This is a genomic window from Rothia sp. HMSC067H10, from assembly GCF_001810635.1.
GTDB classification, from domain to species: domain Bacteria; phylum Actinomycetota; class Actinomycetes; order Actinomycetales; family Micrococcaceae; genus Rothia; species Rothia dentocariosa.
The window spans coordinates 726-19,982 of the sequence record NZ_KV802311.1 but is presented as its reverse complement, the minus strand read 5'-3'; the positions used below and the strand labels follow the sequence as shown (position 1 = coordinate 19,982).

The window sequence follows — 19,257 nt, the reverse complement described above, 5'->3', positions numbered from 1 at the left end:
GAGTTTGAGTGGTGAACCCCGTGCGGGGCAGTGAGTTTTTTGTGACTATTTGAGCAGGTGCATCAGATAGTCCCCATAACCGCTTTTGGCGAATTTGGTGGCGATACTGTGAAGATCATCATTGCTTAACCAACCTGCGCGCCATGCAATTTCTTCAGGGCATCCAATAGAAAGTCCCTGACGTTTTTGGACGGTGCGAATAAAGTTGCTGGCATCTGCGAGTGAATCGAAGGTGCCGGTATCAAGCCATGCTGTACCTCGAGGCAGTACCTCAACCTTTAGTTTACCCTGTTTTAGATATACACGATTGAGGTCGGTAATTTCTAGTTCACCACGCTGAGAAGGTTTAATGTTTTGCGCATATTCCACAACATGTTTGTCATAGAAATATAGTCCCGGAATAGCATAATCGCTTTTCGGTACCTGCGGTTTTTCTTCAATAGAGACGGCATGAAAATTTTCGTCGAACTCCACTACCCCGTAGGCGCGCGGGTCTGCAACTTGGTAAGCAAAAACGGTTGCACCGTCTTTTTGCTCATATTTTCCAAGTTGGGTTCCTAAACCGGGACCATAGAAAATATTATCACCTAGAACGAGTGCAACGGGATTATCACCTATGAATTCTGCACCTAAAATAAATGCTTGAGCTAAACCATCAGGTGAAGGTTGCACTTTATAGTCGAAATGTACACCAAAACGAGTTCCATCCCCTAAAAGACGTCTAAATTGTTCTTGATCTTCGGGGGTTGTGATAATAAGAATGTCACGAATTCCCGCCAGCATAAGAGTGGAAAGCGGGTAATAAATCATTGGTTTATCGTAAACCGGAGTGAGTTGTTTACTAATACCCTGAGTGATGGGGTGTAAACGACTGCCGGTACCACCGGCAAGAATAATTCCCTTCATAATATCTATTGTGTCATGTTTCTCTCGTAACCTGTGTATAAATTACTCGGTTTTGACCGCTAAAATCTAATGTATGTCTCACTTACTCGTTACCGGCGGTGCCGGATTCATTGGCTCTAACTTTGTTCATTATCTATTGGATAATACTGAACACACTGTTACAGTACTCGATAAAATGACCTATGCCGCCAATAAAACTTCGCTTGATGGTCTTGACAGCACCAGATTTAACCTTATGGTTGGCGATATTGCAGACCGTGAACTCACTGACGAGCTCGTAGCGCAGGCGGATGCAGTCATCCATTACGCCGCCGAATCCCATAACGATAACTCCCTGGCGAACCCAGAACCTTTTATTCACACCAACCTAGTCGGCACGTTTACCCTGCTGGAGGCGGTGCGCAGGCACGGAACTCGCTATCACCACATCTCAACCGATGAAGTCTTCGGTGATTTGGCGCTGGAGGACCCCGCAAAGTTCACCGAAGCTACGCCCTATAACCCGTCATCCCCGTACTCTTCCACCAAGGCAGGTTCGGATCTGCTGGTGCGCGCCTGGGTGCGTTCTTTCGGGATTGAGGCGACCATCTCGAACTGCTCGAATAACTACGGGCCGTATCAGCACATCGAAAAATTTATTCCCCGGCAGATTACGAATATCCTCTCGGGGCTGACCCCTAAGCTCTACGGCGAGGGCCTGAACGTGCGCGACTGGATTCACGCATCCGATCATTCTTCGGCGGTGCTACGCATCCTTGAATCCGGGAAAATTGGCGAGACCTACCTTATCGGTGCAGACGGTGAGGAGAATAATATTACCGTGCTGCGCACTATTCTTCGCCTCATGGGTAAAGACGAGAACGACTTTGAACATGTGATAGACCGTCCCGGGCACGATATGCGGTATGCCATTGACGGCACCCGTCTGCGCGAAGAGCTCGGGTGGGAACCGCAGTTCACCGACTTTGAAGCGGGTCTTGCCGATACCATCGCATGGTATACCGATAACCGTTCTTGGTGGGAACCGCTCAAGGCAGAAGTTGAGGCTAAATACGCGAAAGCGGGGCAGTAAATGACGAAAGAATTGAACGTAAGGGCAACCGATATACCGGGGCTGCTCGTCATCGATCTGCCCGTGCACGGCGATAATCGCGGCTGGTTTAAGGAAAACTGGCAGCGTGAGAAAATGCGTGCCGCCGGTCTGCCCGATTTTGACCCGGTGCAGAATAATATTTCTTTTAACACCTCGGTAGGAACCACACGCGGTATTCACGCCGAACCCTGGGACAAATACGTTTCGGTGGCGAGCGGCCGAATTTTCGGCGCCTGGGTAGACTTGCGTGCGGGGGAGAGCTTCGGACGGGTCGTGACCGTCGAACTCGGCCCCGACACCGCTATCTTCGTTCCGCGCGGGGTTGGCAACGCCTTCCAAACTCTGCAGGAAAACACCGCCTACACCTACCTGGTGAACGACCACTGGTCGGCGGATGCTCTCACCGCCTACAGCTTCCTGAACCTCGCGGACGAAAGCACCGCCATCGACTGGCCTATCGACCTGGCGCAGGCTGAGCTTTCCGAGAAGGACCGCAAACACCCGCGCTTACATGAGATCACCCCGCTTACCCCCGACCCTCTTCTGATTGTGGGTGCAAGCGGGCAGCTCGGGCGTGAACTCGTGCGCCAGCTGACCGCGCAGAATATCCCCTTTGAGGCGGTGGATCGTGATCAGCTCGATCTCGGTACCCCCGAAAAATGGCGAAACGCCTTCCGCTGGCGGTCATACCGCACGGTCATCAATGCTGCCGCCTACACCGCAGTGGATAACGCCGAAACCCCCGAAGGGCGCCGCGAAGCCTGGGCCGCCAACGCTCACGGAGTCGCCGCCCTAGCGAGCGTCTGCGAAGAAGCAAATCTTCCTCTCGTGCACGTTTCCACCGACTACGTCTTCGACGGAACTCTGCCGGTAGGGCAGGAATACTCGGTGGAGCATCCCATCGCCCCGCTGAGTGTATATGGCGCCTCCAAGGCCGCGGGGGAGAGCGCCGCGACCGCGTGGCGCAAACACTACCTGCTGCGCACCAGCTGGGTGGTCGGCGAGGGCAAAAATTTTGTGGCGACTATGGCATCGCTGGCCGAACGCGGCGTGGATCCTGCCGTCGTGTCGGATCAGTGGGGGCGCCCCACCTTCACCCAAGACTTGGCGGGGGCGGCACTGCATCTGCTGTTTACCGGCGCACCCTACGGCACCTACCATGTGTCAAATAGCGGCGAGGTTATCACCTGGGCAGACCTAGCCCGAGCCGTCTACACCGGCACCGGTCACGATGCCGCCCGAGTAAGCAACACCACCACTGAAGAATACTTCGCCAACGCCCAGGTCTTCGCCCCGCGCCCCGCCAACTCTGCCCTGGATCTTTCAAAGCTTATTGCTGCCGGATTCACCCCTCGCGATCACCGCGATGCGCTCGCCGAGTATCTGCACCAGCTAGGCGGGGCACGTGAAGACTAAAATCCGTGACCTTCTCGCGCGTCAGGGTATACAGGTTGCACTCCTTGTAATCGCGCTTGAGGTTATCACCTACTGGTCATACTTCATGCGTCTGACGGTGGTTAACGGCGATGCGAATGCCCACTACCTCTCAGATTCTTACTATTGGTGGAATAACGGCGGGATTTTCAACCCGCCCGACTGGGTTGCCTACACCTGGATGGGCCGCCCCGCCGGGAGTAATATTCAGGGCGGATCGTATGTGCTGCCGCAGGGCATCGCAAACGGTATTTCGCCGTGGAGTCCTACGGTATCGTCTATCACGTCGGCGGTGCTCGCGGGTCTTGGCGCGGTGGGCATGTACCTGTTGGTCCGTCAGCTGACCGGGCACCACCTTGTTTCGCTGATCGCCCTCGTGGGGCAATTCTTTGCCCCGGCAATCTTTGCAAACGCCCAGTTCCTGGATTTTCACCGTGCCGCCGCCTACTGGCCCTGGGTCCTGCTCGTCATCTCCCCGTTATGGGCGTGGCATAAACGCTACGGGATTCCGCTTGCGGTCTTAATCCTGTGGCAGAGTTTCGTCGGCATATATCCGGGGCAGCTGATCGCCGCTGCCGTGTGTATTGGTGGGTGGGGCATCGGGTGGATGATCGTCTCTCGAAGCCGCGCCTGGATATGGCGTGTCATCGTCAGCATTCTCATCGCGGTACCGTTGAGCATCGTCAAATATGTTCCGGCGCTATTGTCGGGAACCGGGCAGCGCGACTGGAGCCCGCAGCGCATTCACCTGACTTTCCCGAACCTGGCCTCACTCATTTACCCGTACGATAACCCGGCCATGAGTTCGGATATTGCGATGCGCCCCTTCTTTATCGTGATTCCGCTTCTGCTCGCCCTCACCTTCGTGCCGTGGCGTTCACGGCGTAACCTGCCGCTCTATCTGCTGGGCGGGCTGTCAATTCTGCTGTTAGGGCTGGCGACCTTCGCCCCTAAGCTTCTGTGGAATATTCCGGGTATGAGCCTGAGCCGTTTCTGGATTAACGATTTCAAAAACTTCGTGCCGCTCACCATGATCATTCTGGGCAGCCTGGGGCTTAAACGGCTTTTTGAGGGCAACGTTTCGCGCCGTCGCATCCTGGCGGGATGCTCGATCGTTGCTGCCGCCATCGTGATTTTCGGCCTGTCGCTGTCGTGGAATCTAAGCCTTCCTCGCCTCGTGCTTATGCTCGTGCCGGTGGTACTTTTCGCACTAACGGCGGTTGCTGTAACGAACTATACGCACGGTTTATGGCGGTTTGCACGGCAGAGTTCAGCCCGAACCTTGGGCGTCCTGATGCTTTGCCTGTCGGTAGCCTCCGGGCTGAATTTCGCCTACTCGGTCACAAGCACGTGGGCTTCGGCGCGTGAGCGACTTGAGGTCGGGCACTACGGGGCTGAGATTTCGCAGCTTATGCACCAAAACCAGGCGTGCGAGCAGAACTACACGCGTCGCCCTGAACGTCGCGTTTCCGATCAGCCCGTCAAAGATTGGGACCACGATAATATTGCCCTGGGAGGCGCCTTCACCTGCACCGATTCCCTGAGCGGATACGCCAATGTTCAAGGAAGCTCGGCACTGCGCGAACAGCATAAGGCGTTCAAAGGCGAAAAGGGTAATGACTTTATTCGGTTCTATGCTGCTGCCGGTGCCGTGGTGCCGCTTTCGGGTGGATCCTTCGCGGATCTTTCCGATGCATGTCTCAAGGAAGGCCGCTGTGCAGGGTTAGAGTACACCCCACTCTCGTACAGCAGGTTCGGCAAGATATCGTACCGGGTTGAGGTTGAGCATCAAACCGAAGTCGCCCTGAACGAATCGTATTACACCGGCTGGACGGGCAAACTCTGCGACGCTGAAAACACCCAGAAATGCCACGCGATGGCGCTGTCAGCCGGACCGGGGCGATACATCAAGACGGTTCTGCCCGCAGGAACATATGAGGTGAATTTGACCTATGATGCACCCTATAAGAATCAGCTGCAGGTCATCTTCTGGGTTTGTGTGCTTTTGATGCTCGCCTCGGCGGCGCTGCCGGTAAAGCGGCGCGCGGCAGGCGCAGAGGAGCAAAAGCGAAATCCTTGGGATTCCTTGCGTGCCCGCCTCAAATCTGGAAAATCTGTAAGAATATAGTGTTGGCCAAAGCGACGGCAAACTGTATCTCTCACCGGTAGTGGACCTGTTCAACCGCGAAATCGTCGCCTACGTCGTGAGCCGCAGGACCAACAGCGACATGGTGGAGAAAATGCTGCACAAAGCCTGCCGGCAAAGGAACGATGCTGCACTCCGACCAAGGCGTACTATATCGTACGCCGGGGTATAGGAACTTACTTTCCGACCATTTCATGGTTCAAAGCATGTAGCGCAGGGGGACTGCGGGAGCGCTGCAGTTTGAAATTGAATAAGCTGGGTTCTGTTGCATACAGAACCCAGCTTATGTAGAGCGCCTGAAGAGGTTTTTATGAGCGTCCAAGATGGGGGGGGCAGTTCAACCCGAATCCGGATTTTCAGACGACCTCTTCTCCATATCAATCAGCGTTCAGCAGGCAATTAATATAACCCTTCGCGCTCTTCGCGGGTGGAAATGTAGATGTTTTTCACCTGCGTGTAGGCGGCGAGCATCATTTTGTGGGTTTCGCGGCCGATGCCTGAAGTTTTGTAGCCGCCGAACGGTGCGCCTGCGGGCAGACGGTTGTAGCAGTTCACCCAGACACGACCGGTTTCCAGTGCGTTGGAGACGCGCAGGCAGCGGTTGATATCTTTGCTCCAAACTGCGCCGCCCAAGCCGTATTCGCTGTCGTTGGCCATTTTGACGACTTCTTCTTCGGTTTTGAATTTAATCACGGTGGCAACCGGGCCGAAGATTTCTTCTTGGGCAACGCGGGCGTTGTTGTTGTCAGCCTCAATCAAGGTCGGCTCGACAAATTCGCCTTTGCCCAATTCGCCTTCGAGTTTTTTGCCGCCGGTGATGATGCGGCAGCCTTCCTGCTCACCGATTTTGACATATTTCAAAATGGTTTCAAGCTGGCCGGCGTTGACTTGCGAACCCATTTGGGTATCGTCTTCCCAAGGCAGTCCGACTTTGATTTTCTTGAACTCTTCCGCCAAGGCGTTGACGAATTTGTCGTAAATGCCTTCTTGTACGAAGATACGCGAGCCGGCGCTGCACACTTGGCCTTGGTTGAACAAAATGCCTTTTTGTGCGCCTTCGAGGGCTTTGTCGAACGGCATGTCGTCAAAGAAGATGTTGGCGGATTTGCCGCCCAGCTCCAAGGTAGAGGGAATGAGCATTTCGGCGGCAGCGATGCCGATGCGGCGACCGATTTCGGTTGAGCCGGTGAAGGCGAGTTTGTTGAAGCCTTTGTGGTGCAGCATGTATTCGCCGGATTTTGAACCACGTCCGGTAATGATGTTCAGCACGCCTTTAGGCAGCAGGTGGTTAATTTTTTGGGCGAGCGACAACAGGCTCAGCGAAGTGCTGGAAGACGGGTGGATGACGATGGTACAGCCTGCGGCGAGCGCGGGTGCGATTTTCCAAGCCGCCATCAGGAAGGGGAAGTTCCACGGAATAATCTGACCGACGACGCCGATAGGTTCGCGCAATACGATGGACAGGTCTTCGGAGTCAAGTTGGGTTGCGGTGCCTTCTTCGCCGCGGATGACGCTGGCGAAATAACGGAAATGGTCGGAAGCCAGCGGGATGTCGGCGGCGCGGGTTTCGCGGATGGGTTTGCCGTTGTCCAGCGTTTCCTGCAAGGCGAACAATTCCAAGTTTTCGTCAATCACATCGGCGATTTTGTTGAGTATGGCGGCGCGTTCGGTTGTGGTGGTCTTGCGCCATGTTTTGAACGCTTCCTGCGCGGCGGCGACGGCGGCATCGACATCTGCGTCGGACGCGTCGGTAAATTTCGCCAGTGTTTCGCCGTTGGCGGGATTGTAGGAATCCAAAAGCGTGCCGGGGCTCGTCCACGCGCCGTTAATCAAAAGACCGTACTCTTTATCGAACACATTCAAATCTTTTGCCATGATGCTGTCTCCTTAAGTTGTCTTTATTGGGCTTTAATTGTTTTTATTGGGTTTTAGTCGTTTATTCAACGTCATTTGAAAACAGGATAGTATTTTTTCTGTTTCTATTCAAGCACTAAAAATGAGAGCATTCTCGAAATTCCAAATATGTAATTTTGCAAAACGTAAAACGCAGTCAGCCACATCTTGATGATGTATGGGGACGAGGGCGGTCTGTTAATACATTTTAATTTTTCAGACGACCTTGCGATCACCGCGATGCGCTCGCCGAGTATCTGAGGATCCTCAGCAGCGCTTGATGTTGGGGTGCGAGCCTGGAACTAGGAAAAACTATCCTTGCTCGTATCTGGAAAATCTGTAAGAATATAGTGTTAGCCAAGGCGAGGGCAGACTCTGCCGTTATCGACGAGGTGGCGCATGGAATCCCATGATTTGCGCCATTATTCTCTTGGCGTATTACCCATGATCAAAGATTGGAGATTACCATGTCTGAAATTAAAATTACTGCTGAGCCCCGCACCGATTTCGGTAAGGGCTATGCACGCCGCATCCGCGCTGTTGGTGATATCCCCGCCGTTATCTACGGCAATGGCAAAGAGCCTAAGCACGTGACCCTCCCCGGCCACGCGACCACCATGGCTGTTCGCAACAAGGACGTCGTTCTGGTGATCGAGGTTGATGGTGAGCAGTTCAAGACTCGCGTGCAGGATATTCAGCGTCACCCGATCCGCCCCGAACTGCAGCACATCGACCTGCTGTTCGTCGACTAAGGTTAGGTAGACGAAGGAGCGCACGGCGCATCAACGTTTACGCCGGAACCCGCTTTAGAGGTTTTTCGGCAACGGTACGGCTCGTATCTGCTTCTGGCGGGTGCGAGCCGCTTCCATATTCCCCGCCAACTTACGGCGTACACCCATCTTTACCGTTTGGCTCAGGTGCGAGATAGCCGATCAGTAACCGCCTAATCCGCCCATAGTTTTATCCGGTTTACCGAGTAGTCTCTACCGAGCATTTTTTATTCCTCACCCTATAACCCGCAGGAAGGTACACGAGAACATGTCTGATGCGTGGCTCATCGTCGGCCTGGGCAACCCCGGACCGCAATACGCGAAAACCCGCCATAACATCGGGCAGATGGTGCTCGATAAAATCGCCCGTGAAATGGGCAGCACCTTCAAGAAGCATTCCAAAGCATCCGCTGTAGTCGTCGAAGGTCGCCTAGGTATAGGCGGTCCCAAGGTTGTACTCATGAAATCCCTCGGGTACATGAACACCTCGGGTGGGCCCGTATCTGCGGTCGCAAAATTCTATGGCATCGACCCCGATCACATAATCGTGGTGCACGACGAGCTTGATATTCCCTTTGACACCATCAAACTCAAAATTGGTGGGGGAGAAGGCGGCCACAACGGCCTGCGCGATATTACCAAGGCGCTGGGCACCAAAGATTATTACCGTGTGCGCGCTGGTATCGGTCGCCCACCGGGGCGCATGAACACCGCCGACTATGTGCTCAAACCCTTCACGGCAGCCGAAGCCAAAAACCTGCCGTTCCTGATCGACAACTCCGTCGATGCGGTCGCCATGCTTATCACCGACGGGTTGACGGCGGCGCAGCAGCGCTTTCACAGCGCATCCTAAATATGCGCAGAGCACGGACGCCCGACAAACCGCACAATCTGGTGCCTTTACATCTGTCGGATAAGCCCAGCAGTAAACATGACGCCCCGTTACGCCCGTAGCTATGGTTAGGCAGATTTCCTAGGCTATTGCACACACCTAACTAGGTTTTGCCCGCGCCAAGGAATAAGCTAGAAAAGCATGACGTTATAGCCCCACAGACACTAAGCCCGGGCGTGCAGCCTCGACCTAACGTGCCACGCAGCAGGGGTCTCAACGCCATGCGGCGCGCCTGAAACCGGTCAAGAGAAAAGGAACAACCGTGGCAGAATACTCAGTCCCCGCCAATACGCCGCTCAACGATGACACCGTGCGAGCGTTGCGCGCAGACTTCCCTATTCTCAGCACCGTCGTCAACGGCAACCCGCTCGTCTACCTCGATTCCGGCGCCACCAGCCAAAAACCACTCCAAGTTCTCGATGCTGAACGCAACTTCTACCTGCACGCCAATTCTGCGGTACACCGCGGCGCGCACACCCTTGCCGTTGAAGCCACCGAACTCTTCGAGCAGGCCCGCACCACCGTTGCCGCCTTCGTAGGAGCCCGCGACGAAAACATCGTCTGGACTTCCAACGCCACCGAAGCGCTCAACCTTGTCGCCTACTCAATAGGCAACGCCTCCCAAGGACTCGGCGGCGAAAAAGCCCAACGTTTTGCCCTGAAACCCGGCGACGAAATTCTCACCACCGAAATCGAACACCACGCCAACCTCATACCCTGGCAGATCCTCGCCCAACGCACCGGTGCAACCCTCAAACACATCCCCTCCACCGACGACGGACAGATCGACTACGAAGCCGCCGCCCAACTCGTTACCGAGAAAACCCGCATCCTCGCCTTCACCCACGTCTCCAACGTCACCGGCGCTATCGCGGATGTGCCGCGCTTCGTCTCACTCGCCCAAAAAGTCGGTGCCCTCACCGTCCTGGACGCCTGCCAATCCGTACCTCACATGCCGGTAGACTTCCCCGCGCTCGGTGTCGATTTCGCCGCATTCTCGGGGCACAAAATGCTCGCCCCCACCGGCATCGGTGCGCTCTACGGCCGCGCCGAGCTTCTTGACGCGCTGCCCCCATTCCTCACCGGCGGCTCTATGATTACCCGCGTCGAACTCCAAGACGCCGACTATATGCCCGCCCCCATCAAATTTGAGGCGGGAACCCAGCGCGTCTCCCAAGCCGTCGCCTTTGCCGAGGCAGTACGCTACCTGCAGCACCTCGGCATGGATAACGTACACGCTTGGGAACAAGAACTCGGCGCGCGGCTCGTTGCCGGGGTGCAGAACATTGAGGGCGTGCGCCTGCTAGGACCCACCGACCCGAACAAACGCGCCGGGCTCGTCTCCCTCGGCATCGATGGGGTACACCCGCACGACGCCGGGCAGCTGCTCGATACGAAAGGTATCGCCGTGCGCGTAGGTCACCACTGCGCCCAGCCGCTGCACCGCGGCGCCGGACTGACGGCCTCGACCCGCGCCTCCGCATACCTCTACAACACCACCGAAGACATAGATGCATTCCTTGCCGCGCTCGCCGAGGTACGCCCCTACTTCGGGCTGTAAAGAAGCCGTTACTCATATACACAGGATTGGATAATTCATGTCCCTAGAATCGCTCTACCAAGACATTATTCTGGAACACTCAAAGCAGCGCACCGGCGAACACCTGGTGGAGGTACCCGCCGGGCACGCCAGCGCCGACAACCACCAGTACAACCCCACCTGCGGAGACGAAATCAACCTGCGCCTCGTGCTTTCTGATGAGCAGAAAAACGGCGAAAAGGTCGTTGAATCGGTCTCGTGGGAAGGCGACGGCTGTTCCATTTCGATGGCGGCGGCATCGGTGCTCTCCGAGATGGCACCGGGTATGACCCTGGGGGAGCTGCAGAACCATGTGGATGCGTTTCGTGAGATGCTGCGCTCGCGCGGTCAGATTACCCTGGATGAGGAAGAATACGGCGATATGGCGGCATTTTCCGGGGTTTCAAAGTTTATGGCCCGCGTCAAATGTGCGATGCTCTCATGGGTGGCAGTCGAAGAGGCAGCCCGCGAGGCAAGCACGAAATAAACGCATCTATGGGTAGGCTTCTGTGCTGACCCTAAAACATAGCTTCACCCATCGAGCGGCTCTCCGGTCACCATGACCGAAGGGCCGCTCTTCTATGTGCATGCACATATGGCATATAGGGTTTTGAACTCCAAAGAAGGAGGACTTCAAGAACATGAAATCGTAGTAAAAAAAATTTTTGAACATTTTTATAACCCTCTACCGAAAGTACAGATTATTTTCAAGAATCCTTGTAAGATGAAAAGGTACTTTCACTATTAAGCCTTCCCGAGAAAGACGACTTAGCTATGCGAGATACTGACAAGCTTCATGTAAACCACAACGATGTTGTTTATAGTCAGGAAGATGCGGCTGCGCTTGCTCGTGCTTTTGATGATGCGGCCCGTAAGCTGGGAGACTTCCATGGCAAGATTCGCTCCGAGGGTATGCATGCTGCCCAAGAGTTCCGTGGTCGGTACGCCACATTATTTGTGCTCAATTATGGTCAGTGTATGGATGATGCCCACAGGCTGGCAGATGCATGTCATCGTGCGGCTGAGGCTGTGAGGAAGATCGCTCGGGCGGCTGAAGCTGAGCAGGATAACCGCCGTCGGGCGCGTCAGGCTGAACTGTCTCGTGACACTGCACGCTCAGTGAATGGAGATAAGGCTGCAGCTTTTGGTGCGCATGAAAAACGTGATCCTTTTCGTCCTGCCTACCAGGCTCAGCCGGGACCTGAGATCGAAGTTAACCCAGGGGTTAGCCCTAACGCTAATACTAAACCTACTTTGGGGCGTTTGGGAGAGGTGCCTCATGAACCTGCGCCGCCTGCGAGTATTGCTGAACCAAAAAGTTCGAACAGCGAGAAATATGCTGAAGGTTTAGCTTCTTCTGGTGGTACTTCTTCTGCAGATCCTGACGCTTTGGAAAAATACACGAACTTTGTCCTGAACACGCTCAATATTGAGATGAATGCTGCGTTCACCGCAGTTAGCAACGCCTATGATACGTACTTGAAAACATGTCAGTGGGGTGTGCTGATTATCGATACGTTGTTGCTCTCAACGCAAAATTGGATTTTGGATAATGATAATGATGCTGCCTGGATTAATGCGGTAGCTCAGGCGTTTCGTAATGCTGGTGCCGGAGTGAAATTCACGGTTTCAGATGCTGCGTTAGCGTCTTCAATTCAGCAAGCCGGTGTAAATCCTGGGCGTAAATGGTTAGAGGTCGCTGACGTTCAGGTTTTCGGCACACAAATTTCGAGTGGTTATGCAAACGATCCCGTGAATGTGGCGACGGGTAACTTCATTGAGGAAGAGCGGGATCTTTCTGTCGGATCTGTTTCGTTGGTGCGGATGTATAACAGTATCGCTGCTGCTGGGGCGGCGTCTACGCATGAGGGATATGCGGCTCCGGTAGGCGCGTTTGGGCCTGGGTGGTCTTCTACGGTGGATACGCATTTGGGGTTTACGGCTTCGGGTGTGGTGTGGGCTGATGTTGATGGGCGGCAGGTCTTCTTTGCTCGTGCTGGGGCTGGGTTTGCTCGGGCTGCTGGGGAGGCGTGGTGGCTGCATCGGTATACGGTGAACCCAGCGGATTCGTCTGCGTCTCAGGCTTCTGATTCTGAGAATGGTGCTACTCATGATGAGGCTAACGATGGCGTGTGTGTGCAGGCTGCGCGTGCTGGGTTTGCTGCTGTGATTTCTTTGGCCGCTGAGCATTCTGACCAAGTGGTCTCTGACGGTGAGTTCTATGGTGAGTTCTATGCGGTGTCGAATAATACCGGGCAGTACCATTACTATACGCGGGGTGGTGCCTGGCTGGGCTCTTGGGGTTCGGAGCCTGGTTCTGCGGTTGCCGCTATCTATGAGGACGCTTTCAATGGTGGTTCTTCCTCTCGTGTGCGGGCTATGGTGGGTGCTTTCGGTAAGGCTATTCGCCTCTCGTATGATGATGTTTCTGGGCGTGCGGTGGCTGTTACTGGGGCTGGATCTCGGGTGGAGTATGCCTATAGTGAAACGGGGCATCTGGTAGAGGTGACAACCTACGCTCTAGCCTCGCAGTCAGCATCTGATCCCGTGGATGAGCCTGAGAGTGCTGTCAAGGGTGGTACTGCTGCGGCTTGCGGCGTTATGGTTGCCTCGCGCGTGTATACGCATACCGAGGATGGTTTGGTGCAGACGGTCACGGGCACTGGCGGCGTGCGTGAGGTGACTAATGTGTATGGGGATCCGGATAATCCGGGGCGTGTTACCCAGCAGGTCAGTGAGCATGGTCGTGTGATTGACTATACGTATTTGCCGGGTGGGATTACGCAGATTACCACCGGTACCCATGAGAACACTCTAGCGGCTGACTCTGATGGCTCTGATGCTGCGGATACTGTTGAGCGTGCGCTGCATCCGAATACGTGGGTGTCTGATAGTAAAGGGCGTTTAGTCTCGGTTACGTCGGCGGAAGGGTCTACGGTTCGGTTTATTTATGACGCGTTTGGGAACCGGATTCAGGTGACCGATCTTGAAGGGTCGCGGACGGTGCGGTCTGCGAATACTCGTGGGCTTGTGGTGAAGGAGCTTGCTTCTACAGGTTCGATGAGTATTACCGAGTATGACAACCTGGACCGACCGGTTCACAAGCGGACATATGGCTCGAAGGATGAGTGGATTCGTAAAGATGCTCCGGTAAAGGTTATTTCATATGAGTATGCTGAGGAGGGTTTTTCGCGTCAGCCGGTTGCGGTGACGACTGATGGTGCCACCAGCCGGTATACCTATACATCGACGGGACAGATGTCGTCGGTGACGGATCCGACAGGGGTCGTGACGCGGCTTTCCTATGACGCTCGGGGGAATCTGACCGGGGTGCTCAATGCTGTGGGCGACATGCTCAAGGTTGAGTATGATGCCCAGGATCGACCGGTGGCGGTGATCTCTCCATCGGGGGCAACTATGCGGGTTGAGTATAACGTTACCTCGCGTCCTGTTCGGGTGATTGACCCGGCGGGGAACGCAACTGTGTATACATATACTCCTGCGGGTAAAGTCGCCAGTATCACGGATGCGGTTGGGGGTGTGCGCCGGTTTGAGTACAACGCCGCTGGGGAACTGGTTGCGCAGGTGGCACCTGATGGCGCCCGTACCGTGCGTGAGATCAACGAGCTGGGATACACGGTTGCTGAGACTGATCCGTTAGGGCATGTGACGAAGTTTGTCCATGATGGTATGGGCAGGGTTACAGAAAAGATTGACCCAGCCGGGAATGTGTGGGCGAGCCGGTATAACGCTGCTGATACCTTGGTGGAGCATACCGATCCGACGGGTGTGCTCACACGGGTAAGTCGAGATAGTGCTGCCGGTGAGATCACGCATCAGGACGGTGTTGGGAACACCGCGACGGTGGGATTTGATGCGCTGGGCCGGGTGATGAGCAGTATTGACCCGTCCGGGGCAGTCACGTCGTGGGCGTACCAGTTTTTGACTAACACCACGGCTGCCTCCGCGGGTGAAGGGGATCGGGAGCCCGCGCATCGTCAGGGTGCTTCAGAGCCTGTTCGCGTGCAGGATCCGACCGAGAATCTGGTGAGGGTTCCCGGTGCCCATGCGTTGCGGATGTGTACTGATGCTGCTGGTCAGGTTTCGGGTGAGGTATGTGATGCTGCTGGGCGGGTGCTCAGGCAGGTGAGTGCCTCGGGGGCTGTGACGGAGTACTCGTATGATGCGTGTGGTCGGGTTGCCTCAGTGACGGATGCTGATGGGGTGATGACTGAGTACCGGTATGATGCGGATTCGCGTTTGGTAGCGAAGACTCGTGCTGGCGTGGTAGTGGAGTCTTTTGTGTATGACCTGTGTGGGCGTGTGTTGGAGCGTCGTGCTGGGACTAAGCTGGTGGGCAGGTATGCCTATGATGCTGCCGGGCGTGTGGTGCGGTGTGTGGATGCTGCTTGGGGCACCCGGTCGTTCTCCTATGATGCGTGTGGGCGTGTGGTTAAGGCTGTTTCCGGCGTAGGTGGAATATGCTTTTTTGATTATGACGGTGCGGGGCGTTTGCTAGCGCGTCGGGTAGCTACGTCTGAGGGTTTTGCGACGACTTCGTATGCCTATGATGCGGTGGGGAATGTGATGTCGGTTACGGACCCATTCGGGGCGGTGACCAAGTATGCGTATGATGGCGCGCACCGGTGCACTGAAGTCATAAATCCGGATGGTTCGCGGGTGTCGTATGCGTATGATGGCGCCGGTGAGGTGGCGAGTATGCATGTGGCTAAGCCAGGTGAGCGCTTGGGCCGGTTGGCGTGTGCGTGGGTGCGGGATCGAGCCGGTCGGTGCCTGACGGTGAAGGACTATCTGGCGGGAGAGAACCTGGCACGGCTGGGCGCTCAGCGGTCTGTAGCTGCTACGGTCGCTACAGTAAAAACCACCGTTGGCTCTGCTAACGCGAGTGCAACAACAACTGCTGGTAGGTCTTCTATCGGTGTCTTAGATGGCGCGGAATCCGAAGCTGATGTGTATGTTCAGACGACCTATGTCTCAGATGCTTTGGGACGTTTGGTGAGGGTGGATTCTGCCCCGAAACTCGGGGATGAGGTTTCTGATACGGCGTTCTTTGCAGCGGATAATCGAGTATCCGCTGCCGGGGATGCTTCTGCGGCTGAGGTGTTCGCATCTACGGGTGCGTGGAGTCTAGCGTACTCCTATGATGCTGATGGGAATGTGGTTCAGCGAACTACTCCGTATGGTTCTACCGTATATGGGTATTCTCCGGGCGGGCGTATTAGGTCTACGCAGCAGGTCCCTGCCGGTGTCGGGGTAGAGGACTCATCGAGTGCTGGTGATAAGCCTGGGGTGGCTGAGTTTGCTTATGATGCGCTGGGGTATTTGGAACGTGTTCAGGTTGGGGAGTGTGTCTCTTCGTGGGTGCGTGATACGTCCGGGGCCGTTATGGGGTACACCGAGGAAGTTCTCGGTGGAGCCGACGAGCCTAGTGGTTCATCGTCGGGTGTGGTGCAGGGCGTGCGGGTACGCCGGAATCCTGCGGGGAAGATTACTCGGGTGGAAGACACCGTTAAGGGTTCCTGGTGTGAGTACGCCTATGATGCTTCCGGCAGGTTGATCCGTGCGGTGAGCTCGGATGATGTGTCGGTGGTGTGGGTGTATGATCCGGTCGGATTGCTTATGAGGGAAGAAACCCATCAGGAAGGTTCCCTGGTTCGGGTGCGTGCGTTTTCCTATGCGGGGGAGCGGGTACAGACGGTACGCCTGTATGAGGCACTAGAGGATGGTGGTTCTTCCGTTGCACCTGTTGCGGGTGTGGTGGAGGATCTAGCCGGGTTAGATGCGTCATCTTTGGTGTGTACGGGATCGATTCAGTATTCCTATGATGTGCGGGGTTTCCGTACCGGGGCGGTTGATCATGCTGGTTCTGCTGTGAGGTGGGGCTGGGATGCTCTGGGCTCTTTAGAGCTGGTGGAGCGCATCAACCACACCCCTGAGTCTTTGCTGGGCAGTCATGTGGCTGCTGGTGGTGAGGATTCTCTGACGGGTAACTCGGCGGTGTGTTTTGCGGCATCGTCGGTTCGGAATATGCCGGTGGCTGTTGGGAGTCAGCAGGATGGGCAGGGGGCTGTTGTCTCGCCGCTGATCTGGGATACGACGGTACCTGATGCTGCTTCGTTGGTGGGTGTTGGTGTTACCGAGGCGGTTTCGGCGGGGTCTGTGCTTGGCGGGCGCGATAGTATCCTCACTGACACAGGTGCGGGAGCATATGGTTTTGGCACGGATATCTTCGGTGTCGCATCCCCGGTAACTTGGGGAAGCAACACCACTGCAGCTGCTGGTAATGGGTTGCCGGGTTTGCCTGCTGATGCGGGTTTGACGGCTCAGGGTGCGTTAGCAACCGTTGGCGGTGAGTTGATGGGTGCGCGTTTGTATGATCCTGTGACGGCTGGGTTTTTGTCGCCGGACCCTATGGAGCCTGTGGCCGGGGCGGGGTATATGGGTGCGTCGTATCTGTTTGCATCGGGTGATCCGGTGAATTTGCACGACCCCACAGGATTGCAACCAATCCCTGCTGAAGCTATGCGGAAGTATACCGAATATATTGAATCAGATGATTTTATTCGGGATTTTGACCGTGCTATGGCAGAGGAAACGAAACGTCACTGGGACGGTTTTTGGTCAGTGGATGGTTGGAAGAAATCTCTTGAAGAGCTCCAAAAAGATCCAGGACGATGGTTTAACGATCATGGCAAGGATGTTCTCGCGGGAGTCGTTTTTGTCGGTGGTTTATTGTTGATGATTCCCCAGGCTACTCGTGGTGTGGGTGGCACCATAGTTACTTCCATGTTATTTTCAGCTGTATTACAGAAGTGGGAGTACGGAGACCTTAACCCTGACCAACTCACGCTTGACGGTCTTCTTGGTGGTATTACTGCTGCTGCTGTCGTATTGTACCTGCAGCGCTTGGAAAGGCTTCAGAGTATGAGTGGCATGACCCTGCGTCTTGAGGCTACTCAGTTGAGTGTGAATGCTCCTCGTTTGGCTAGTAAGGGCCCGAAGAAGTTTGGCTTTCAGGATTTTTTTGCTGGTGGTTTCTTCAAATCTCAAGAAGCGGCTCCTTTGACAGGGTTGTATCGTGATGGCGCTGAGGGTGCTAGGACTGTCAATGAGTTGCGTCGTTTGCGCTATCCGAAGGTGGAGATCGAGGTTAAGCCTGTTGCTGGTGGTGCTCGTTCTGCGACGGAGGTTCCGCCGGTTGCGGTGTCGCGTGTTGATGTTCCGCAGGTTGCTCCGGTGGAGGGTTCTGGTGCTTCTCGTGGTGCTTCGCAGGTTCCGGTGAAGCCTGTGGAGGCTCCGCAGGTGGGCGAGGTTCCGCCTGCTTCGGGTGCTGGGTCTGGTGCTGCTGGTATGCAGGCTGTTAAGCCTGGTGGTGTGGCTGATGATGCTGTGGCGGCTCGTGGTTCTGCTGGTGGTGTGCGTGAGCCTGAGGTGCAGCTGAAACCTGTTGAGGAACCAAAGGTTGAGAACCTGCCTCCGGCAAAGGGCGCTGGTGCCGCTGAGGGGCAGACGGTTTCGATGCGGGATGTGCAGACTCATCTGGACGAGAAGCTGGAGGGTGTTCGTCGTAAAGAGTGGAGGGGGAAGGATAAGAAAGGACGCCCACGTACTGACTACTACGACTACAATGAATTTATAGCGAAAGAAAAAAATTACAAGGATGCAAAATCTGATTTAAAGGAATATAACGCACGTAAAAAACAAGCTGAGCTTGAAGGCAGAGAATTTACCGAGGCACCCCCGGAGGATCCGGGGCCTCGTCCTCAGCATGCGTTGTGGAAGGGCGCTGAGGAACGGTTTGCGCCGGATTTGCAGACTGCGATGCAGCTTGATGAGGAGGGTTTGAAGCATCACCGGGTGGTGAGGAGCGAGGACTATCAGGGTCAGATTCCTCAAGATACTGCTGAACATCTCCAGCAGGCTACGCAGAAGATTATGAAGGATGGAGCTCCTCCGCATTACCCTGGAGCGAACGAAGCGAGGACTTTTGAAAATCATCCTGCAAAGGGCGAGGGCGTAGGCGATATTTTGCCCACTACCGATGTTGAAGGGAACCCTATTACCTATACGGAAATGGATTTCATGGCTCCTCAACCAAAGATTGGTGAAAACGGTAAAGTTGAGTTGAAGCCTAACGGGAAGCCTGAGACGACTCGTGGTGATGACCGGTTGATAGTGGGGAGTAATGGCAGTATCTATTACAGCCCGGATCATTATCACACGTTTATTCTATTAGTAGAGTAAGGGAGAAAATAACCATGGCTTACAAGCAGGTACGGTCTGCTGAGGAATTTACTGCCCCTTTGTTCATCCGTGAAGACGGATACTGGGAAAACCATATGCTGCCCTATCTGGAAGCAGAGGGGTGGGCTGTCATTACTGTTGATTGTGCTGGAGTGGTATCGTACATGGACTTCGCCAGGCGATTAGTTAAAACTATCGACCCTAACTACAGTTTTCCCGAAGGTTTCAATATGCGCTGGGCATCCGAAGAAGCATGTTCAATTAGGGATAGGGATATGC

The 19,257-nt window shown here is 55.1% G+C and carries 11 protein-coding genes and 1 pseudogene; 10 read left to right on the top strand and 2 right to left on the bottom strand.

The genetic code is table 11. The features are described from left to right. Nucleotides 1–45: 45 nt before the first annotated feature. The gene (gene rfbA / locus HMPREF2756_RS04670) at nt 46–906 is read right to left on the bottom strand and encodes a glucose-1-phosphate thymidylyltransferase RfbA (RefSeq protein ID WP_070618811.1); all 861 of its coding nucleotides are present in this window, start codon (nt 904–906) and stop codon (nt 46–48) included. Between the two features lie 73 nt (nt 907–979). On the opposite strand from rfbA, the gene rfbB reads away from it, so the two are divergent. Genes rfbB through HMPREF2756_RS11600 form a run of 4 tightly spaced genes read left to right on the top strand, consistent with a single transcriptional unit; the run spans nt 980 to nt 5,751 of the window. Then, nucleotides 980–1,978: a dTDP-glucose 4,6-dehydratase gene (gene rfbB / locus HMPREF2756_RS04665; RefSeq protein WP_070618809.1), complete on the top strand. Its 999-nt coding sequence runs from the start codon at nt 980–982 to the stop codon at nt 1,976–1,978. Then, a complete protein-coding gene (gene rfbD, locus HMPREF2756_RS04660) occupies nt 1,979–3,415 on the top strand; it encodes a dTDP-4-dehydrorhamnose reductase (protein WP_070618806.1) in 1,437 nt (478 codons plus the stop codon). Beyond that, on the top strand, nt 3,405–5,561 hold the full coding sequence (locus HMPREF2756_RS04655) for a Tat (twin-arginine translocation) pathway signal sequence (RefSeq protein WP_070618802.1): 2,157 nt from the start codon (nt 3,405–3,407) through the stop codon (nt 5,559–5,561). The genes rfbD and HMPREF2756_RS04655 overlap by 11 nt, the downstream gene beginning before the upstream one ends. Before the next feature lie 22 nt (nt 5,562–5,583). Next, a complete protein-coding gene (locus HMPREF2756_RS11600; protein WP_141747825.1) occupies nt 5,584–5,751 on the top strand; it encodes a DDE-type integrase/transposase/recombinase in 168 nt (55 codons plus the stop codon). A gap of 227 nt (nt 5,752–5,978) precedes the next feature. Here HMPREF2756_RS11600 and HMPREF2756_RS04650 read toward each other — a convergent pair whose 3' ends face one another. Further along, nucleotides 5,979–7,454 carry an aldehyde dehydrogenase family protein gene (locus HMPREF2756_RS04650; RefSeq protein WP_013398638.1) on the bottom strand — a complete coding sequence of 492 codons (1,476 nt, stop codon included), beginning with the start codon at nt 7,452–7,454 and terminating at the stop codon, nt 5,979–5,981. 485 nt (nt 7,455–7,939) lie between these two features. Here HMPREF2756_RS04650 and HMPREF2756_RS04645 point away from each other — a divergent pair, with 485 nt between their 5' ends. From HMPREF2756_RS04645 to HMPREF2756_RS04620, 6 genes and pseudogenes are all read left to right on the top strand, one after another. Next, a complete protein-coding gene (locus HMPREF2756_RS04645; protein ID WP_070618799.1) occupies nt 7,940–8,224 on the top strand; it encodes a 50S ribosomal protein L25 in 285 nt (94 codons plus the stop codon). A 286-nt stretch (nt 8,225–8,510) separates the two neighbouring features. Beyond that, on the top strand, nt 8,511–9,095 hold the full coding sequence (gene pth / locus HMPREF2756_RS04640; RefSeq protein WP_070618796.1) for an aminoacyl-tRNA hydrolase: 585 nt from the start codon (nt 8,511–8,513) through the stop codon (nt 9,093–9,095). Nucleotides 9,096–9,396: 301 nt separating this feature from the next. Further along, the gene (locus HMPREF2756_RS04635) at nt 9,397–10,695 is read left to right on the top strand and encodes an aminotransferase class V-fold PLP-dependent enzyme (protein ID WP_070618793.1); all 1,299 of its coding nucleotides are present in this window, start codon (nt 9,397–9,399) and stop codon (nt 10,693–10,695) included. 37 nt (nt 10,696–10,732) lie between these two features. Then, nucleotides 10,733–11,200, top strand: a complete 468-nt coding sequence (sufU, locus tag HMPREF2756_RS04630; RefSeq protein WP_070618790.1) for a Fe-S cluster assembly sulfur transfer protein SufU — start codon at nt 10,733–10,735, stop codon at nt 11,198–11,200. A gap of 287 nt (nt 11,201–11,487) precedes the next feature. Then, complete coding sequence (locus HMPREF2756_RS04625; RefSeq protein ID WP_070618788.1) at nt 11,488–18,978, top strand: DUF6531 domain-containing protein; 7,491 nt, start codon at nt 11,488–11,490, stop codon at nt 18,976–18,978. Between the two features lie 14 nt (nt 18,979–18,992). Beyond that, nucleotides 18,993–19,257: pseudogene (locus tag HMPREF2756_RS04620) on the top strand (hypothetical protein); the annotation flags it as partial.